This is a genomic window from Streptomyces sp. NPDC058086 (genome assembly GCF_042885015.1).
Classification (GTDB): domain Bacteria; phylum Actinomycetota; class Actinomycetes; order Streptomycetales; family Streptomycetaceae; genus Streptomyces.
This window is the reverse complement of the sequence record NZ_JBHVST010000154.1, coordinates 1-18,009: the sequence shown is the minus strand read 5'-3', so window position 1 is coordinate 18,009 and position 18,009 is coordinate 1. Positions and strand designations below refer to the sequence as shown.

General features: G+C 69.6%; 17 protein-coding genes and 4 pseudogenes. 9 read left to right on the top strand and 12 right to left on the bottom strand.

All coding sequences use genetic code 11. The features are described from left to right. Positions 1-97: 97 nt before the first annotated feature. Positions 98-1,354 (bottom strand): erythromycin esterase family protein, encoded by a 1,257-nt coding sequence (locus ACFVWD_RS53085; RefSeq protein ID WP_389605934.1) that lies wholly within the window; start codon positions 1,352-1,354, stop codon positions 98-100. Between the two features lie 58 nt (positions 1,355-1,412). Between ACFVWD_RS53085 and ACFVWD_RS53080 the strand changes: the two genes are divergently transcribed. Continuing rightward, positions 1,413-2,162: a TioE family transcriptional regulator gene (locus ACFVWD_RS53080; protein ID WP_389605932.1), complete on the top strand. Its 750-nt coding sequence runs from the start codon at positions 1,413-1,415 to the stop codon at positions 2,160-2,162. Between the two features lie 188 nt (positions 2,163-2,350). Here the strand turns inward: ACFVWD_RS53080 and ACFVWD_RS53075 are convergent, their stop codons facing one another. Further along, positions 2,351-3,208: a hypothetical protein gene (locus ACFVWD_RS53075; RefSeq protein ID WP_389605930.1), complete on the bottom strand. Its 858-nt coding sequence runs from the start codon at positions 3,206-3,208 to the stop codon at positions 2,351-2,353. A gap of 268 nt (positions 3,209-3,476) precedes the next feature. Next, positions 3,477-4,802 (bottom strand): MFS transporter, encoded by a 1,326-nt coding sequence (locus tag ACFVWD_RS53070; RefSeq protein ID WP_389605929.1) that lies wholly within the window; start codon positions 4,800-4,802, stop codon positions 3,477-3,479. 55 nt (positions 4,803-4,857) lie between these two features. Between ACFVWD_RS53070 and ACFVWD_RS53065 the strand changes: the two genes are divergently transcribed. Then, positions 4,858-5,619 (top strand): AraC family transcriptional regulator, encoded by a 762-nt coding sequence (locus ACFVWD_RS53065; RefSeq protein ID WP_389605928.1) that lies wholly within the window; start codon positions 4,858-4,860, stop codon positions 5,617-5,619. Between the two features lie 166 nt (positions 5,620-5,785). On the opposite strand, the gene ACFVWD_RS53060 is transcribed toward ACFVWD_RS53065, so the two are convergent. The 3 genes from ACFVWD_RS53060 to ACFVWD_RS53050 form a co-directional block, all read right to left on the bottom strand. Further along, complete coding sequence (locus ACFVWD_RS53060) at positions 5,786-7,225, bottom strand: gamma-aminobutyraldehyde dehydrogenase (protein WP_389605927.1); 1,440 nt, start codon at positions 7,223-7,225, stop codon at positions 5,786-5,788. Between the two features lie 16 nt (positions 7,226-7,241). Continuing rightward, entirely contained in the window at positions 7,242-7,643 is a 402-nt protein-coding gene (locus ACFVWD_RS53055) for a nuclear transport factor 2 family protein (RefSeq protein ID WP_389605926.1), read from the bottom strand. 79 nt (positions 7,644-7,722) lie between these two features. Beyond that, entirely contained in the window at positions 7,723-9,258 is a 1,536-nt protein-coding gene (locus ACFVWD_RS53050) for a purine-cytosine permease family protein (RefSeq protein ID WP_389605924.1), read from the bottom strand. A gap of 103 nt (positions 9,259-9,361) precedes the next feature. Here ACFVWD_RS53050 and ACFVWD_RS53045 point away from each other — a divergent pair, with 103 nt between their 5' ends. Together ACFVWD_RS53045 and ACFVWD_RS53040 are read left to right on the top strand one after the other, a co-directional pair. Beyond that, positions 9,362-10,813 carry a PucR family transcriptional regulator gene (locus tag ACFVWD_RS53045; RefSeq protein ID WP_384920951.1) on the top strand — a complete coding sequence of 484 codons (1,452 nt, stop codon included), beginning with the start codon at positions 9,362-9,364 and terminating at the stop codon, positions 10,811-10,813. A gap of 109 nt (positions 10,814-10,922) precedes the next feature. Beyond that, positions 10,923-11,102, top strand: a pseudogene (locus tag ACFVWD_RS53040) (helix-turn-helix domain-containing protein); the annotation flags it as partial. Positions 11,103-11,168: 66 nt separating this feature from the next. Here ACFVWD_RS53040 and ACFVWD_RS53035 read toward each other — a convergent pair. The 5 genes from ACFVWD_RS53035 to ACFVWD_RS53015 form a co-directional block, all read right to left on the bottom strand. Beyond that, on the bottom strand, positions 11,169-11,735 hold the full coding sequence (locus tag ACFVWD_RS53035) for an HdeD family acid-resistance protein (RefSeq protein ID WP_389605923.1): 567 nt from the start codon (positions 11,733-11,735) through the stop codon (positions 11,169-11,171). A 73-nt stretch (positions 11,736-11,808) separates the two neighbouring features. Further along, on the bottom strand, positions 11,809-12,060 hold the full coding sequence (locus ACFVWD_RS53030; protein ID WP_389605921.1) for an STAS domain-containing protein: 252 nt from the start codon (positions 12,058-12,060) through the stop codon (positions 11,809-11,811). 246 nt (positions 12,061-12,306) lie between these two features. Next, the gene (locus ACFVWD_RS53025) at positions 12,307-12,582 is read right to left on the bottom strand and encodes a hypothetical protein (protein ID WP_389605919.1); all 276 of its coding nucleotides are present in this window, start codon (positions 12,580-12,582) and stop codon (positions 12,307-12,309) included. A gap of 23 nt (positions 12,583-12,605) precedes the next feature. Next, entirely contained in the window at positions 12,606-13,007 is a 402-nt protein-coding gene (locus ACFVWD_RS53020) for a 3-hydroxyacyl-CoA dehydrogenase family protein (protein WP_389605917.1), read from the bottom strand. 317 nt (positions 13,008-13,324) lie between these two features. After that, the gene (locus ACFVWD_RS53015; RefSeq protein ID WP_389605915.1) at positions 13,325-13,642 is read right to left on the bottom strand and encodes a DUF899 family protein; all 318 of its coding nucleotides are present in this window, start codon (positions 13,640-13,642) and stop codon (positions 13,325-13,327) included. A gap of 157 nt (positions 13,643-13,799) precedes the next feature. Between ACFVWD_RS53015 and ACFVWD_RS53010 the strand changes: the two are divergent. The 5 genes and pseudogenes from ACFVWD_RS53010 to ACFVWD_RS52990 all read left to right on the top strand — a co-directional run. Beyond that, positions 13,800-14,007 (top strand): annotated as a pseudogene (locus ACFVWD_RS53010) (transposase); the annotation flags it as partial. Between the two features lie 271 nt (positions 14,008-14,278). Next, a complete protein-coding gene (locus ACFVWD_RS53005) occupies positions 14,279-14,977 on the top strand; it encodes an SDR family oxidoreductase (protein WP_389605914.1) in 699 nt (232 codons plus the stop codon). A gap of 215 nt (positions 14,978-15,192) precedes the next feature. After that, a pseudogene (locus ACFVWD_RS53000) lies at positions 15,193-16,025 on the top strand (IS5 family transposase). 37 nt (positions 16,026-16,062) lie between these two features. Next, a pseudogene (locus tag ACFVWD_RS52995) lies at positions 16,063-16,206 on the top strand (IS5/IS1182 family transposase); the annotation flags it as partial. A 278-nt stretch (positions 16,207-16,484) separates the two neighbouring features. Next, positions 16,485-16,721, top strand: a complete 237-nt coding sequence (locus tag ACFVWD_RS52990) for a hypothetical protein (RefSeq protein ID WP_389605912.1) — start codon at positions 16,485-16,487, stop codon at positions 16,719-16,721. A gap of 37 nt (positions 16,722-16,758) precedes the next feature. On the opposite strand, the gene ACFVWD_RS52985 is transcribed toward ACFVWD_RS52990, so the two are convergent. Beyond that, on the bottom strand, positions 16,759-16,983 hold the full coding sequence (locus ACFVWD_RS52985) for a hypothetical protein (RefSeq protein WP_389605910.1): 225 nt from the start codon (positions 16,981-16,983) through the stop codon (positions 16,759-16,761). Between the last annotated feature and the right edge of the window lie 1,026 nt (positions 16,984-18,009).

Below are 18,009 nucleotides of genomic sequence, written 5' to 3'. Positions count from 1 at the left end.
CCCGGAGTACCTGATCGTCGACGGCGGCGGACTCGCCGGAACGGGAGCGCGCTCCTACACGGTCGCCGGATAACACACATTGAGTGCCCTTCCGCCGTCAGGTGTCGGCTCGACCCATTCCGCTGAATGGCCGGGGCCGGCTCTGCGGGACGTCCTTGACGAACACGATGCCGTCGCTGTCAGCCAGGTGGGCCGGGTCAAGCGGGGCGTAGCCGAACCAGGGGGAGACGCGGGGCGCGGGCCGCGTCTCGCCGAGGGTGGTGGCCAGCCGCGGGGCGTCGATGACGAAGCGGTCTTCCGGGAGCGCGTACAGGAGTCCTTCCACGGTGTCCGGCGGCGGAGTGTCCACTCCCTGGTGCCGGATCGTGCCGAGGGCCGTGGCCACGAAGGCGTACTCCTCGCCGAGCCGGGCGCTCACCAGCGAACCGGCGCTCCACCACTTCAGCGGCACGCCGCCCATCCGCATCGAGTTCTTGGTCCGTTGGAGATGTGAGTTGTGGGCGTGGATGAGTGCCGGGCCCCGTTCGGCGACGGCGAGGAGGTTGTGGGCCATCATCTGGTCCCGGACGCCCACCAGCCGGGTCATGCGGGCCGGTGAGGTGTCGGCCATCCAGTGGTGGTAGCGCAGCAGGCCGGTCGCGGTGCGCCCGTACAGGCGCGCCCGGTCCCAGTCGTCCCGCGAGGTCGTCACGAGCAGGTGCGGCGTCTGCTGGTCGAGCAGTGCCACCAGATCGTCGGCGAGCAGCCGCAGTTGGCCGGCTTCGGCCGACTGCCCTGTGGACCGGGCCGGGTCCATCATCGCGGCAGGATCGGTCCACCGGTCGTCGGTGCCGAGCAGGCGGTCGAGTGTGTCCGCGGTGCAGGGGAGCAGGCCCGCGTCCACCCGGGCCGAGAGGTAGCCGTGGAGTGCGGTGAGGGCCTGCCGGGGGCTCGCGGCGTGGGTGATCTCCAGCGGGCCGTCGAAACCGGCGAAGCGGAGCCGCTCGGACGCGGGTCGGCCGTCGTTGTCGGCACGGACGTTGTAGGCGCGCATCCAGCTCACGAGTTCGCGGTTGGCCGCGAAGGTGCCCCAGCCGTGGCTGATTCCCTGCTCCATGACTTCGTCGAGGGTGCCCGTGCCCGAGGTGACGTGGTCGTCGACGACCAGGCCCATCATGCAGTCGCTCTCGATCGTGATCGTCCGGTAGCCCTCCTGCTCGACAAGCTGCCGGAAGAGCTCGTTGCGCAGGTCGAGCAGAGCATTCTCGCCGTGGGTGGGCTCGCCCAGGGCGAGCAGCCGGGGCCGGGCCGGGAGCAGCCTCATGACGGCGGCGGCCTCGACGGCTTGGGCGGAGTCCTTGATGTCAGTAGCCATGCCTTCAACGCTATCGTTGAACCATCGGTTGAAACTTTTTCGCGATAACGGCAGGCCCATGGGACGAAACCTTCAAAATGGCGAGCGGCTCAGGCCGGTGGATCTGGCGCGCGGGCACGGTCTGTCCACGCAGGCGATCAGGAACTACGAGGAGGCCGGCATCCTTCCGTCCGCCGGTCGCACGCCCCACGGCTACCGCACCTACACCCAGCTGCACGCGGGGGCCCTGCGCGCGTTTCTTGCCCTGGTGCCCGGCCACGGCCACCAGACGGCGACGTCGATCATGCGGGCGGTGAACCAGGATGCGGCTGAGGAGGCGCTCCGCCTGATCGACGAGAGCCACGCCCAACTCCTCGACGACCGCCGGACCCTCCAGGCCGTCGAGAGCGCCCTCCGCGACCTGGAGCCCACGAGGGCGTCCGAGCCCGAGCCGACCGCGGTGGCTGGGATCGACGGCACGTTCATCGGGCCGCTGGCAGGCAAGCTCGGGATCCGACCCGCGACGCTGCGCAAATGGGAGCGCGCCGGGCTCGTGAGCCCACGCCGCGACCCGCAGACCGGCTACCGCGTCTACGACGAGGCCGACGTGCGGGATGCCCGGCTGGCCCACCAGCTCAGGCGGGGCGGCTACCTGCTGGAGCAGATCGCCCCGCTGATCGCTCAGGTGCGGGCGGCCGGCGGCCTGGAGCCGCTGGAGGCCGCCCTGCGCGACTGGCACGGTCGGCTGTCCGCCCGCGGGCGCGCGATGCTGGCCGGGGCCGCCGAGCTCGAGGCGTACCTACAGGAGCCCAGACCGACTGGGGCCTGACCTGCGCCTTCATGCCTGTCCGTCCTGAAGGGCACGAGGTGGGCACGGCGGCGCACCGCGACGGGCCGGCGCGGGTGTGCCACGGCCGGCGTCGTGGATTCGGCTCGCTTTGCGGTTCGAGCCGGGGTGCCTTCGCGGACGAGCCGGCGGCCGTGCCTCGGTATGCGGGAGGCGCGGCTCGGCGCGATTCAACCGAGGCACACCAGGAGCAGGCAGATCTGCGAGGGTGAAGTCGATGCCGGCGCGGGGCTCGCCTGCGGTGTGCCCGGGGCCGTGCCATCGGAGCCGGCAGGCGCGGACGTCTCCTTCGCCGCCGCAGTGGTGCGGTCGGGCACCGTTCCGACGGAGGACGGGGAGGCCGTCCGAGGCTGCGGGGTCGCCGACGTCGCCGTCGGATGAGGAGAGGCAGCATCGAACGGCCGAGCGCTCTGCGGCGCGACGTGGGACGGGGCAGTGGCGGACTCCCGGCGCGGAAGGTCGGTCGTGAGCGACTGCGCGGGGGGAGTGTGCGAAGACAGACGAGTTTCAGGGTGTGTCGACGACGGGCGGGGCTGCTCAGCCGCCTGTTCGTCCGAGGTGCCCATGGTCTTGATCTCCGGCGCTGAGGCCGCCTGTGCTCGGTCGCCGGAGTTCCGGTCCATCGAAGCGACGGTCAGGCCACCGCCGACGAGTGCGACGGCAGTCGCGACCACGGCCCGGCGCTGGTTCTTCTTCCAGCGGGCCAGCTGGCGACGCCGCGCCGCCCGCCCTTGCGGTGCGGGCGTCGCGCCCTCGAAGTCGCCGTACGCCTCTGTCTGCGGGGCCTCCTCCAGGCCGGCCCCGACCGCTGCCTCGTCACGAAGACGGCCGTCCTGCCACGTGTCCGAGGCCGTGTACTCCCACGGCACCGACGCGCTCACCGCTGTGCCCGTCGTCGCCATGCCGGCCCAGGTCGGGACGACGTCACCGTCGGCGGTGGCCGGTGCGATGTCCGGAGCGTAGGCACCACACCCGGGACACACCAGGGCGCCATTGAGATGCCGGCGACACGAGGAGCAGTAGTCCATTTGCGGTCTTCCTGAGTTGACTTGCCGTGGCCCCGCCGGGCCTGGTCACGTTCGCACGTGGGATCGAGCAGCTAGCAACGCTAACGAGGCTTTCGAAAGCCTGTGTGCAGTCCGTGTGGCGCTGTTGTGCGGATTCTCCGGGCCCCTCGCATGTGTGCCGTACGTGTCCGGGTGCCGGAGCCCCGTGCGGTCCTCTTTGCCCGATCGCATGGCGAATTCTGCGACAGCAGCGTCTGGTTGGGCCGGTTCGGGTCCTGGTTGCGGTCAGTCAGGTAGCGGGGAGAGGGGACGGAGGCTGTGCCGAGGTGACGTCATAGCGCCAGAACGGTTGTACGAGCAGTGCGCCGACGATGACGACGATCACGCAGAGCAGCGAGCTGCCTGTCCACGCGACGCCGAGACCGGTGGCGGAGGCCATGGCGCCGGCGCGCAGGTCTCCGAGCCGGGGACCGCCGGCGACGACGACGGTGAAGACGCCTTGCAGACGACCGCGCATGGCGTCAGGTGCGTAGGTCTGCAGAATCGTCTCGCGGTAGACCGCGCTGACGAGGTCCGCCGCTCCGGCCGCGGCCAGTAGGGCTGCGGCGGCGAGGAGGTGGTGGACGGTGCCCGCGAGGGCGATGGCCGCCGCCCAGGCGGTGACGGCGATGGCCAGCGCCCGGCCTTGGCGGCGTACGCGTCCGATCCATCCGCTGAACAGCCCCGCCGCGACCGACCCGATGGCGATGGCTGAGTACAGCAGCCCCACCCCTCCGCCGAAACGCACCTGCGCCGCTTCCGGGAACAGTGCGGTGGGCATGGCCAACGTCATCGCCGCGATGTCGACCGCGAAGGACATCCAGAGCACCGGGGCGGCAGCGATGAACCGCAGCCCGTCGAAGACCGAGCGCAGCCCACCGGTCCGGGCCCCCGATCCGGTCGGCATGATCGGGGGCAGATGAACGGCCGAGTACAGCAGGAGAGAAAACAGGACGGCGTCGGCGCCGTATGCCCAGCAGTAGCCGTTCGGCAGCGAGATCAGGATGCCCGCTACAAGCGGCCCGGCGACCTGCCCGACATTGCCGGCGGTGAAGTACAGCGTGTTCGCGGCGGGTACCAGGGGCGTGGGAACGATGCGGGGAATGATCGCGCCCCGGGCGGCGGACGACACGGCGAAGGCGCCGGCCTGGACGGCGACAAGGGCGAGGATGAGGGGGACCGAGCGCAGATCGGCGACTGCCTGAAGCAGCAGGGCGAGTGTGGTCACCCAGGTGAGGCATGCCGAGGCCAGGTACAGCAGACGGCGGTCGAACCGGTCGGCGATGGCGCCGCCGTACAGGCCGAAGACCACGAGCGGCACGAGACCGGCCAGTCCCATCAGCCCCACGGACAGCGACGACTGCGACAGCGCGTATATCTGCACCGGGATGGTCACGCCGGTGACCATGGTCCCGACGTATGCCGCGCTCTGCCCGATCAACAGGCGCCGGAAGACGGGGTGGGCCAGCGGGCGGGTGTCGAGGGCGACGCCGCGCAGACCGGAGGCCAGCCGGGCCTTGAGCGTCGGCGGGGCAGCGGGAGGAAGATCACGCGGGGTGTGAGACGTCGTGGGCATGGCCATCACGCTCGCAGGACCGCACGGTGCGCCGCTTCCGTTAATCTGCCGTCATATGTCGGAAAACAGTCAGGCAGAGAAGGCGGCGGCGGAACCCAAGGACAGCACCCATGCCCACCTCGCGGGTGAGGTCATCGGCCGCCACCAGCATGGCTATCACCAGCTTCTCTACGTCAGCGCCGGCGTGCTGGCGGTGCGGACGGGTGAGGCGTCCTGGGTGGCGTCCAGCGCGCGCGCCATGTGGATTCCCGCGGGCACCTGGCATCAGCACCGGGTACACGGGCACACCTCTGTGCACACGCTCGGCTTCGCCGCTCACGACATGCTGCTGAGGTCGCAGACGCCGGTCGTCGTGGCCGTCGACGCCCTGGTGCGCGAGCTGATCATCGCGTGCAGTGAACCGGGCCTGTCCGAGCAGGAGGCACGGCGTCTGCGTGCCGTGCTGCGGGACCGGCTGCGGCGGGCTCTCGTCGAGCCGTTGACGCTGCCCACCCCCACCAACTCCCTGCTGCGGCAGGCGTGTTCGCTGGTGACCGAGGATCTGCGGCAGCCACGGACCGCCGCCTGGCTCGCGCGGCGCATCGGCGTGAGCGAGCGCACCCTGGCCCGGCTGTTCAGGACCGAGTTCGGCATGACGTATCCGCAATGGAGGACCAACGTCCGGGTCTTTCACGCCATGGTGCTGCTGGCGGAGGGAGCGAGCGTCAGCGAAACGGGACGACAGTGCGGATGGGCCACGACCAGTGCGTTCATCGACACGTTCAGCCGCACCATGGGCCAGACACCGGGAACCTATCGCATCGGACCCGGTGGGTAGATCCACAAGCCGCCTGCATGGTCGAGCGACCTGGGCGCCCCCGGAGGACCCGCCCGGACACCCAGGCCTGACACCAAAGACGGGCCGCAGGTCGCACAGCTCCTCACCCGGCAGCCGATGCTTCGAGCATGGCCGCCGGGTTCCTGGATGTCAGGGCTCCTGGATGTCAGAGCGACGTCATGACGTGCTTGATCCGGGTGTAGTCCTCGAAGCCGTACGCGGAGAGGTCCTTGCCGTAGCCGGACTTCTTGAACCCGCCGTGCGGCATCTCGGCGACGAGGGCCATGTGGGTGTTGATCCACACACAGCCGAAGTCGAGGTTCTTCGACATCCGCATCGCCCGCGCGTGGTCCTTGGTCCACACCGAGGAGGCCAGTGCGTAGTCGACGCCGTTGGCGTACTGCACGGCCTGGGCCTCGTCGGTGAAGGACTGGACGGTCATGACCGGGCCGAAGACCTCGTTCTGGATGATCTCGTCGTCCTGCTTGAGCCCGGAGACCACGGTCGGGGCGTAGAAGTAGCCCTGCTCGCCGACCCGGTGGCCGCCCGCCTCGATCCTGGCGTGCTCGGGGAGGCGCTCGATGAAGCCGCTGACCTGGGCGAGCTGGCCCGCGTTGTTCAGCGGTCCGTAGAGCACGTCCTCGTCGTCCGGCAGCCCGGTCCTGGTGTCGGCCGCGGCCTTGGCGAGGGCGGCGACGAACTCGTCGTGAACCGACTCGTGGACCAGGACGCGGGTGGCGGCCGTGCAGTCCTGACCGGCGTTGAAGAAGCCGCCGACCACCAGGTCCTCGACCGCCTTCGTCAGGTCGGCGTCCTCGAAGATCACAGCCGGGGCCTTGCCTCCGAGCTCCAGGTGGACCCGCTTCACGTCCTTGGCCGCGCTCTGGGCGACCTGGATGCCGGCGCGCACCGAACCGGTGATCGAGGCCATCGCGGGGGTCGGGTGCTCCACCATCAGGCGGCCGGTCTCACGGTCGCCGCAGACCACGTTGAAGATTCCGCCGGGCAGTGCCAGCTCCTCCAGGACACCGCCGATGATCTCGGCGATCAGCACCGTGGAGGCCGGGGTGGTGTCCGAGGGCTTGAGGACCACCGCGTTGCCCGCCGCGAGCGCCGGGGCGAACTTCCACACCGCCATCAGCAGGGGGTAGTTCCACGGCGCGACCTGCGCGCACACACCGACCGGCTCGCGGCGGATGATGGAGGTCATTCCCTCCATGTACTCGCCGGCCGAGCGGCCCTCCAGCATGCGGGCCGCTCCCGCGAAGAAGCGGACCTGGTCGATGGCGGGGGCGAGTTCCTCGCTGCGGGTGAGGTGGAGCGGCTTGCCGGTGTCCCGGCTCTCCGCGGCGACCAGTTCGTCGGCCCGTGCCTCCATCGCGTCGGCGATCTTCAGCAGCGCGCGCTGCCGCACGGACGGTGTGGTGTCGCGCCAGACGGGGAACGCCGCGGCCGCGGCCGCCATCGCCGCGTCGACGTCTGCCGCCCCGGAGAGCGGGGAGGTCGCGTAGACGTCACCAGTGGTGGGGTCCACCACATCGAGCGTGCGGCCGTCCGAGGCGTCCGCGAACGCACCGTCGATGTAGTTGCGGAAGGTGGTGCTCATGGAACGTCTCTCCTGGTCAGGCGGCGGTACGGGCGGACAGGTGCTCGTGGACGGCGACCCAGCCGCCGTTGTCGGCGCGGGTGAAGACGATGGTCTCCCGTTCGTGGACCGTCTCCTCGCCCGCATGGGTGGCGACCTGGGTTTCGACGTCGTGACTGAAAACGGCGGTGTCGCCGAAGTGCTGGATCAGCTGGGCGGACGAGGTGCAGCCGAGGATGCGGAAGCCGTCCTCTTCCACCCACTGCTGCCAGAGCGCGCGGTACTCGTCCGTGGAGCCGAGCCGCTGCGGGGTGGTGTGGAAGATGAAGGTCGCGTCGGGGGCGAAGGCGCCGAAGTAGTCGTCGAGGCGGCCCTCGGCGAAGGCGGCGACAAGCGCGTCCGCGGCGGTCCGGACTTCCTGGACGGTGGTGGTGCTCATGCACGGCTCCTGGTCACGGGCGTTCGGCGGCGGGGCCCGAACGGCGGGGCGGTCGGTTACGGGGGGTGACGGCGGGGCCTCAGTGGGCCACGGCGGATTCGGGCACGGTCTCCTCGGTACCGCCGGTGATCGGCGGCACCGGGGCGTCCGACGCCCGGACGAAGCGGGGTCCGGCCGGTCCGTACACGGCGCGCGGCTCGGGGAACAGAGTGAGCAGGGCGAGGTAGAGCACGACCGCGAGGGCGAGGCCGACCGGCAGCGAGATGTCCGTACCGCCCGCGAGGTTGCCGAGCGGGCCGACGAACTGGCCGGGCAGGTTGGTGAAGAGGAGTGCCACGACGGCGGAGACGAGCCAGGTGGACATGCCGCGCCAGTTCCAGCCGTGCGTGAACCAGTAGCGGCCGCCACGCCGGCGGCGGTTGAAGACCTGCAGCGCCTCCGCGTCGTACCAGCCGCGCCGGGTGACATAGCCGAGCGTCATGACGATCATCCACGGTGCCGTGCAGGTGATGATCAGCGTGGCGAAGGTGGAGATGGACTGCGCGAGGTTGAGCGCGAAGCGGCCGGCGAAGATGAACGCGATGGACAGGGCGCCGATGAAGAAGGTGGCCTGGACGCGGCTGAAGCGCGTGAAGACGCTGGAGAAGTCGAGCCCCGTGCCGTACAGGGACGTCGTGCCGGTGGAGAGGCCGCCGATCAGGGCGATCAGACAGAGCGGCAGGAAGTACCAGCCGGGCGAGATCGCGAGCAGTCCGCCCACGTAGTTCGGGGCGGCCGGGTCGACGTACTTCGCGGCCTTGGACGCGATGATCGACGCGGTGGCCAGGCCGAAGAGGAACGGCAGCAGGGTGGCGATCTGTGCGAGGAACGCCGCCCCCATCACCCGGCGGCGCGGAGTCCCGGCCGGGATGTAGCGGGACCAGTCACCGAGGAACGCGCCGAAGGAGACCGGGTTGGAGAGCACGATCAGCGCGGCGCCGATGAACGACGGCCAGAACAGCGGGTCGGTGGTGGAGGCGAAGGTTCCCGCGTAACCGGGGTCGAAGTCGCCCGCGAAGGCGAAGGCACCGAGCACGAAGAGGGCCGATGCCGCCAGCACCGCGATCTTGTTGACCAGCAGCATGAACCGGAAACCGTAGATGCAGACGACGAGTACGAGCCCGGCGAAGATCGCGTACGCGATGCCGTAGGTGACGTCCGTCTCGGGGACGTGGACGAGCCGGTGCGCGCCGCCGACGAGCGCGTCCCCCGAGGACCACACCGAGATCGAGAAGAACGCGATGGCGGTGAGCAGGGAGAGGAACGAGCCGACGACCCGGCCGTGCACGCCCAGGTGCGCGGAGGAGGAGACGGCGTTGTTCGTGCCGTTGGCAGGGCCGAACAACGCCATCGGGGCCAGCAGCAGCGCACCCGCCACGAGGCCGAGGACGGTCGCCGCGAGCCCCTGCCAGAAGGAGAGCCCGAAGAGGATCGGGAAGGCGCCCAGCACACAGGTCGCGAAGGTGTTGGCACCCCCGAAAGCGAGCCGGAACAGGTCGATCGGGCGGGCCGTGCGGTCCGAGTCCGGGATCCGCTCGACACCGTAGGTCTCGATTTCGGTGATCGAGCTTGTCACGGGCGCTCCACCTTCCGTTCATACAGGGGGACGGTTTCACAGTCTGTGGCCCGCGGCTGACCAGCGACAATTGTGTCCATCACAGAGCCGTACGCTGTTTTATGTGGCCAGCAACAAACTCACCGTCGGGGACCTGCTCTCCTTCCCGGCACTCCAGCTCTCCGTGAAGGCCGGCAGCGGCGGTCTGAACCGGTCCGTGTCCTGGGCGCACGCCAGCGAACTCGCCGATCCGACGCCCTGGCTCCTGGGCGCCGAGGTGATCATGACGGCGGGCCTGGCGATCCCCCGTACCGCGGCCGGACAGCGCGCCTATCTGGAGCGGCTGGACGACGCCGGGGTATCCGCTCTGGCGCTCTCCGCGCAGTTGCACATGCCCCCGCTGCACGACGCGTTCTTCCAGGCGGCGGAGGAGCGGGGCTTCCCGGTCCTCGAAGTGCCGCTCGCCGTTCCGTTCATCGCCGTCGCCCAAGAGATCGCCGCCGCGGCCCAGGAGGACGCCCGGCACCGGCTGGGCGCGCAGCTCCAGGTCTTCGGCGCGCTGCGCTGGCTGGTCGCCGAGAACCTCGACACGCCGACACTTCTGCGCCGTCTCGAAGGCCTGTCGGGTTACGACGTCTACCTCTGCACACCCCAGGGCCGCCCCCTCCTGCCCGGCGTTCCCGTACCGGATCCCGCTGTCCTGCCCGCATCCGTCGACGCTCCACCGACGATCCCCGGCGGATTCGTCCTCCCGGTGCCCGCGCCCGGGGGCCCGGCGGGCTTTCTCGTCGCATACGAGCGTCAGGGCGCCCAGCCCTCGGGACTCGCCGTCGTCCAGCACATCGCCACCGTGGCGGCGCTGCGGCTGGCGATGGTCCGCAACGAGCGCGAGACGCTGCGCCGCGAGGGCGCGGAGACGCTGGCGGAACTGTTGCAGGAGGTGCTCGACCCGGAGGCGGCGCGTCGCCGGCTCGCCCGGCACGCGATCGAGGGCGACACCGTACTCCTCGTGGTGCGCCACACCACCGACGAGGCGCTGCTGCGCTGTCTGGAGGACCGACCCCATCTGCTGCTCACCCGAGGCGAGGACCGTTACGTCCTGGGGGCACCGGAGCTGGCAGTGGCCGTCGGTGAGCTGCCGGCCGTTGCAGCCGGGATCAGCCGCCCCTTCCTGCCGGGCGCCGCACTGAAGATAGCCCAGCGCGAGGCGCTCTGGGCGGTCTCCAAGGCGGTGGAGTCGGGCCGCCCGGTCGTCCGATACGGCGACGACTCGACGGGGCGGTGGCTGCCCGACGACCCCGCTGTCCTGACCGCGCTGGTCGAGCACGTGCTCGGCGAGGTCCTGCGCTACGACGAGGCCCATGACTCGCAGCTGCTGGTCTCCGCCCGCACCTGGATGGAGCGCGACCGCCGTACCGAGACGGCTGCGGCGGCGCTCCACATCCACCCCAACACCCTCGCCTACCGGCTGCGCCGCTTCGGCGCTCTCGCGGATCGTGATCTGACGTCGACGGGGGCCCTGGCCGAGGTCTGGCTGGCGATCCAGGCGGCGGGGGCGCTGGGCCTCACCGACTGAGCGGGTTGGTGGCAGGCCGGGAGGGACCCCCAAGATCGAAAGGCCGGATCAATGTCAGAAATCCGCCGCGAGCCCGTAGCGCCGACCCGCACCCAGTGGCTGGCTCACGAACCCGGCCGACGACCGCACCCTGGCCGCACTCGGCAGGCAGGTCGGTGCCGGCGACCGCACCCTCTCCCGCCTCTTCAAAGCCGACCTCGGCATGACCTTCCTGCGGTGGCGCACCCAACTGCGCGTGTACCACGCCCTGGTCCTGCTTGCCGAGAACACACACATCAGCTCCGCCAGCGGACCGGTTCATGCACCACCGAGGCCTTGTCGGCGACTACGAGCGGCGGAGATGGACGGTGAAGCCTCAGGCGCTGACCGGCTCGGACCGGCTCGTGTCGGTACGACGGCGCCGCTCCTCGCACGAGGCGAAGACCGCCGAGACGCCGTAGACGACGCTGAACAGTCCGAAGACGGTGGTGAGTGAGACCGCACCGATGTCCGGACGGACGAACAGCACGAACGCGAACGCGATCGACACCAGGACGGTCAGCAGGAACAAGGCCCGCTCGCCTGCCTTTTCGTCGCGCTGGAATGCCAGGACGATCTCCATGACACCGGTCGCCAGTGTCCACGCGGCGATCCAGATCGTGAGCGCGAGGGCCGTGATGCCGGGCCACGCCAGCGCGACCACGCCGGCCGCCGACGAGAGCAGGGCGAGCAGCAGCCAACCGAAGACGGGCCCCACCCTGTCGCTGGCGAAAGCACGGGCGCCGTCCGTCGCCGCACACACCAACGCGTGGACGGCGAAGAGAATGACGAAGGCGCCGACGGTGATGCCGGGCCATGTGCATGGTGTGGTGACCGACCTCGCCCGAGGCCGTGGCGTTCGCCATGAACGCTGGCGCCGTGGCTTTCTGCCGCGATCTGTCATACGACTGCTTCCGCTACTTCACCCTTGACCTGCTCACGACCGGCGAGAGCGCATCGGCGAAATGAGGGGCTCGCTACAGCGTTGCGCCGATGCAGTGCATCAGGCCGGGGGCCGATTCCCAACCCATCAGGTGGATCACCTTGCGCGCGCCGGGCAGCGTCGCGTGCAGCAGCAGACGGCGGCCGTCGCGGCTGAGCGTCTTCGCAACGGTCGTCATCATGCGGATTCCGGCGACGTCGATGAATGTCACGTCCGTTAGATCAACGTGCAGATCACCACTGCCGAACTGGACGGCCTTTCTGGGAGTACGTGCATTGCCGGCCATGGAGCCTGTTCGTGCTGCCGGCTCTTCGGGCCGTCCGGGCGCCGGACAGCGGGTTGGTTCCCTGGCGCGGAGGAACACCGCCGTACCCAGCACGGTGTGCCGCGCGGACGGGGACGATCATCAGTGGGCGTATGCCGTGCTCACGGATCGTCCGCGCCCGCGCGGGGTCATCGGCGGGTCAGGTGCCCGGAGCGGCGTCAACCGTCAGGGAGTTCCCGCAGGGAAGGCTGCTCGGTCATCGCATGCTCACTGCTTTCGTGCGGGCTCGATGGCGAGGGTGGACGGTGTGGATACCGCCTGCAGCACCTTGATCTGAGCCTCGTCGCGTGCGCCCTCCAGTTCCTCGATGCCCGCGCCGAAACTGGCTTGTCCGGAGAGGAGTTGGACCGTTGACTCGTCGAGTACCGGGGTACCGAGATCCCGCCGGAGGCTCTCGAGGCCGGGGCCGAGGTGTTCGAGGAAGCGGGGCAGGCCGCCGGAGCCGCCACCGATGTGGAAGCTGCGGAAGGGACGGGCGACCACTCAGCGTAGGCCGACGGAGGAGGTCACGATGTTGTCGAGTCCGACTCGGTCACCACGCCCTGTACGACAAGGTTGACGGCCTCGCGAAACAGCGCGGCTTGCAGCCGGTTGGCGACGAATCCCGGCACCTCCTTGCGCAGCACTTGCGGCTTCTTGCCGAGCGCCGTGTAGAAGGCGACGGCGCGCTTGACCACTTCCCGGTCGGTCGTCTCGCCTGGGACGACCTCCACCAGCGGGATGAGGTGCGGCGGATTGAAGGGGTGCCCGATGACGAGTCGTTCGGGCTGCCGCAGTGCCTGTGCGATGTCGGTGGCGCGGATGCCCGAGGTGGAGCTGAGCAACAGGGTGCCGGGACGTGCGGCCTGCTCGATCCGGGCGAAGAGGTCCTGTTTGACGTCCAGGCGCTCGGGGCCGTTCTCCTGCACGACGTCCGCGTCCGCGACCGCCTTGCCGAGGTCGGCCGAATCGCAGGTTGCGGTCGAGGTCGGTGGCGGGAAGTCCGAGTGCGCGGAGACTGGGGATGGCCCACTGCAGTTGGCCGTGTACCTGCTGATCCATGTCGGGCAGGGGGTCGGTGACGGTGACGGTCAGGCCCTTGGCGAGGAACAGGGCGGTCCATGAGGCACCGATGACCCTGGCCCCGACCACGGTGACGCGCCGATGGGTGTCAGAATGTCGAGGGGTGCGACATGCGTTTCGTTCATGATGGATCTTCCCGGGAATGCGGCCGGAGGATGGTGTGTCAGGAGTGGCACCGACTTGGGTGTGCGCCGGCTGCGTACCGCCGGTGTCCTTGAGGACGCGACGCTCCTGGAAGGACGCGACGGTGCCCGCGGTGCCGTAGAAGATGCTGAACAGCCCGAAGACGGCGGCCAGAGAGACCGCGCCGATGCCCGGCCGGACGAGTCGACGAGCCGACCTCGGTCATGGGCAGTCGTCGCCGTGCGGCGGCGATCGCATCGCCCTCCCGGGTGTGCGCCTTCTCCCAAGTGCGAAGGGTGTCGTTCGCGGCCGGCCACTCCGAGCGGCAGACGACCGGCGGCTTGTTCGTAGCAGTCATGCCCATACTGACCCGGCAGCCGACAGAAACTCATCGGCGGGGTCCGAGGCGGGTGGCCCAAGCGCCCGCAGCCAGTCCACGACCCGCCCGCCGTCATCGGCACGCCGGACAACATCACACGACCAGCCGAACCGAACAACTCGGCCAGGCCGGCGGCGTGTTGATTCTCGACGACACCGGCTTCGTGAAGAAGGGCACCACCCCCGCAGGGGTGCAGCGCCGGTACTCCGGCACGGTCGGGCGGACAGAGAACTTGCCAGATCGGTGTCTTCGCCGCCTGCGCCACTGCCCGTGGCCACGCCTTGCTCGACTGCGAGCTCTACCTGCCCAAGTCCTGGACAGGCGACCGGGAACGCTTGTCGGCGGGGCCGAGAGCCAAGGGCGAACGGTTCTACGACTGGGCCGCCGCTACGTGGGCTGGTACTGGCACGTCACGCTGGCCATGCTCGCCCACGCGTTCCTCGCCGTGAACTGGTTCTGATGGCCGCGGCGTCGCCACCAGGCACGTGCCCGATGCTGTCATCACATGCGGCGTGGGCATTGGCAAGTCGTTGACCAGGAGAAATACAGAAGTCCGGCTGGAGTACTAGCCTTGAAGAAGGGAGTCCTCCGCATTCGCCGACGGAAGTGATGATCATGGACATCAACGGTTCGGTAGCCCTTGTCACGGGAGCCAACCGCGGCATCGGAATGGCCTTCACGGAGGCCCTGCTCGCTCACGGCGCAGCCAAGGTCTACGCCGGTGTCCGGGACCCGAAGACCGTCCTGGCCTCCGGGCTCACTCCGCTGCGACTGGACGTCACCGACGAGGAGCAGGTCGCCGCAGCCGCACGTGCAGCCGACGATGTCAACATTGTCATCAACAACGCCGGGGTCACCGGTGGCCCGTCCCTCCTGGAGGGCTCATTGGACGGTGCCAGGCGCGAGATGGAGGTCAACTACTTCGGCACCTGGGCTGTCTCGCGTGCGTTCGCGCCCGTGTTGGCCGCCAATGGCGGGGGAGCGATGGTGAACATGCTGTCCGTGGCGTCGTGGGTGGCCAATCGGCGATATCCGAGCTACGCGGCCTCCAAGTCCGCTCAATGGTCGCTGACGAACGCCTTTCGGCTGGCACTGCGGGAGCAGGGCACGCTGGTGGTCGGCGTGCATGTCGGCTATGTCGACACCGACTTGGCGGCGGACGTCGACTCCCCGAAAATCCTTGCGGGCGACGTGGCCGAGGCGGCGATGACGGGGCTGCTCCATGATGAACCCGAAGTGCTGGTCGACGAGGTCACCCGCCAGGTGCGCGCCGCACTCTCGGGGGGACTGGACGAGCTGTACGCCAATCGGTGAGTGTCCCGGGCCACTGTGGTCCCGGCCGTCGAGCAGGCCGGGGACGCGCGTTCGGTCATGCCCTTCTTCACGAAGCCGGTGTCGTCGAGAATCAACACGCCGCCTGCCTGGCCGAGTTGTTCGGCCACGTAGGCCTGTGGGTCGTCGCGCTGGCCACCACTAGGCCGTGTCTTCAAAAGATCTTGAGTGGTGGATCATGGTTGGCTGATGGTTGGGTGATATGTCGCCATGAACTGTCCGATGCCGAGTGGGAGTTCGTCGGACCGCTGCTGCCGGTCTCGCTGCGGGGCCGGAAGCGGCTGGACGACCGCAGGGTGCTCAACGGGATCGTGTGGAACTCCCGCACCGGGACGGCCTGGCGGGATGTGCCGGAGCGGTACGGCCCGTGGGCCACGCTGCACACCCGCTTTCGCCGGTGGGCGCCGGACGGCACCTTCGAGCGCATGCTCCGGGCCGCCCGGGGGCACGCCGGCGCGGCTGGGGACATCGACTGGCTGGTGTCGGTCGACTCCACCGTCGTCCGCGCCCACCCAGCACGCCGCCGGGGCCCGAAAAGGGGGGCCCGCAGTCCCGGCCTCGGACGCTCCTGAGGCGGCCTGACCAGCAAAATCCACCTGGCCTGCGACAGCGTCGGCCGCCCGCTCGCCTTCACGCTCACGGGCGGTGACACCAACGACCGCACCCAGTTCACCGGCGTGATGGAAGCGATACGAGTGCCCCGCACCGGCCCGGGACGGCCCCGCACACGGCCCGCCCATGTGCTGGGCGACAAGGGCTACAGCTCCCGGGCCTCCGCACCTGGCTGCGACGGCACGGCATCGGCCACACCATCCCCGAGCGGGCCGACCAGGTCCGCAACCGGCTTCGCCGCGGCAGCCGGGGCGGGCGCCCGCCGGGCTTCGACAAGCAGCTCTACAAGCGTCGCAACGTGGTGGAACGGTGCTTCAACCGCCTGAAGCAGTGGCGCGGCATCGCTACCCGCTACGACAGGACCGCCGAGTCCTCCAAGTCAGCCGTCACCCTCGCATCGCTCCTGATGCGGGCGTGACATTTGAAGACAACTTCTAGCGGACCGGGTTCTGCTGTCTGCGGCCGACCGCATCATCGACCACCTCGGGCCGTCGCTCGCACTTCAGCCCCGCAGACGGTTCCGGAGAGACACGGTGCTGATCGTGGACCGCACCCTGGTCCCCACCCGCGACCACCAGTTGGCCGAGCAGTCGAAGAACTCGGCTCACCCCCGCCCCGGCGGGGGTGAGCCGCCGCCGCGCCGTTGATGGGTCACCCGCCGGCCGAACTCCAACCGGAGTGTCGGCAAGGCATCTTCCATAAGTACTGTGCACCCGCTTGGACATCACCGCGCATCCGGGGCAGGCGACCTCAGCCACCCGAGTTCTCGCCATCAGGCGAATCACTCCGTACTCGAAGAACACACGCTCCAGCAGTAGGCGCTTATTGGCCGGCAGCGAGGCACGGAGTAACCAGCTGGCCGTCCCACGCCGTTCCGGTGGCCGTTGACCTGTTCCTTGTCCGGGCTGTCCGGTCACGCCGTGATGTCCTGTTCGCCGTGACCGTCGCTGTGTCCGCCAACGTGGCCGGGGTCCTCACCTCTGAGTCGCTGGCCAGCGTCGATACGTGGGTGTCTGAAGGTCTGCACGCTGTGTTCCCGCTGACCCTGTACTGGATGCACAGGCCCGCGCACACCCTGGTGACCGCTGAACGCCCGGCAGAGCCTGAGGGGTGAGTCGTACCAGCGGCCACTCGCCCGGACGGCGGGCAGGTCAGCGGTTGTTCCGGTTCGAGTTGCAGTCCCAATAGCCCTCGTGCCAGCGGTGGTAACTGTCGTACCAGCCGCTGTGCCACGAGCAGCTCGTGGGAACCGAGGCGGTCGTCGTGGCGGGGGCGGCTGCTGCGGCCGTGCCCGCCACTCCGATTGCGGTGCCGCCGGCCAGCAGGAAGCCGGCCGCGGCGCAGGCGAAGGCGCGCTTGGCGCGATGTGCTCGCATGGCTCTGCTCCTTCTTCCACGTTCTCGCGCTGTCCCAGCACGAGAGGGATGGCCGCGGCCTCACGCCGAAGCGTGGGGTCCGGCGTTGGCTGGATGGTGCCGCTCGAAGACCGATGCGGCGCTGTCGTCGAGGTCGCCGCGTGACAGCGAGGGACGCACGTCTCCCGGCTGCAGGCCCACCGTTGCGGGAGCGCGTCGCGGGACGTGCCTGAATCGCGACCTCACCTCTTTCGACGGTAGCGGCCTATACGCTGACAGGCACCTCGAGCCCACAGCGCGAGAGCCCCTCCGGCAGGTTCAGCTGCCGGAGGGGCTCTACCTGTCGTTGGGCCGATGGCCATGACCCTGCGCCCCTGGTAGCCCGTCCTGCGTCCGCTGAGAGGGCGGTTCGTGGGCTGATTTCCGTTTCTTGGTCTGGCTGTGGCCCGACCGAGCGTCAGAGCTGGCCTCTAGGATGATCCGATGTTCAACCGGCTAGAGATCAGGATGTTGCCACCAGGGTCCCGATGGGCTGCCCAGTTGCGGTTGTGGATCGACGGCAAAGATGTGGTGGCAGAGCCGGTCGGCGAGGGAGGCCGTGGCCCGTTTGTGGAAGAGGCACTGCCCGCCAACGGTCGCAGCCCGCTGTGGGCGACCGCAGAGGGAGGACGTGTGGTGTTGGGGGAGCCCGAGTGCACGGGCGGATGCTGCGGCCACCTCTCGGTGTTCGTGCAGCGGCACGGGGGCATCGTGGAGTGGTCCGACTGGCAGGTGCCTGGAGGTGAAGCACGGCCTCCGGCATTTCACTTCGAGGCCGGGCAGTACGACGCCGAGGTGGCTCGAGCTTCGGCAGATCGGTCTTGGCGCGTCGCCACGGGGTGATGAGGCTGACCGACTCTCACAGGCCCAACTGTCGGGGGGGGGGGGGCCCCCCAAAGAAGGCCGCGGCCCCCCCCGGGGGGGGGGGGGCGCCGGCCGGGGGGCGGGGGCGGGGGCGGGGGGGGTAAAAAAAAAAAAACACCCCCCCCCCCCCAAAAAAGACGGAGG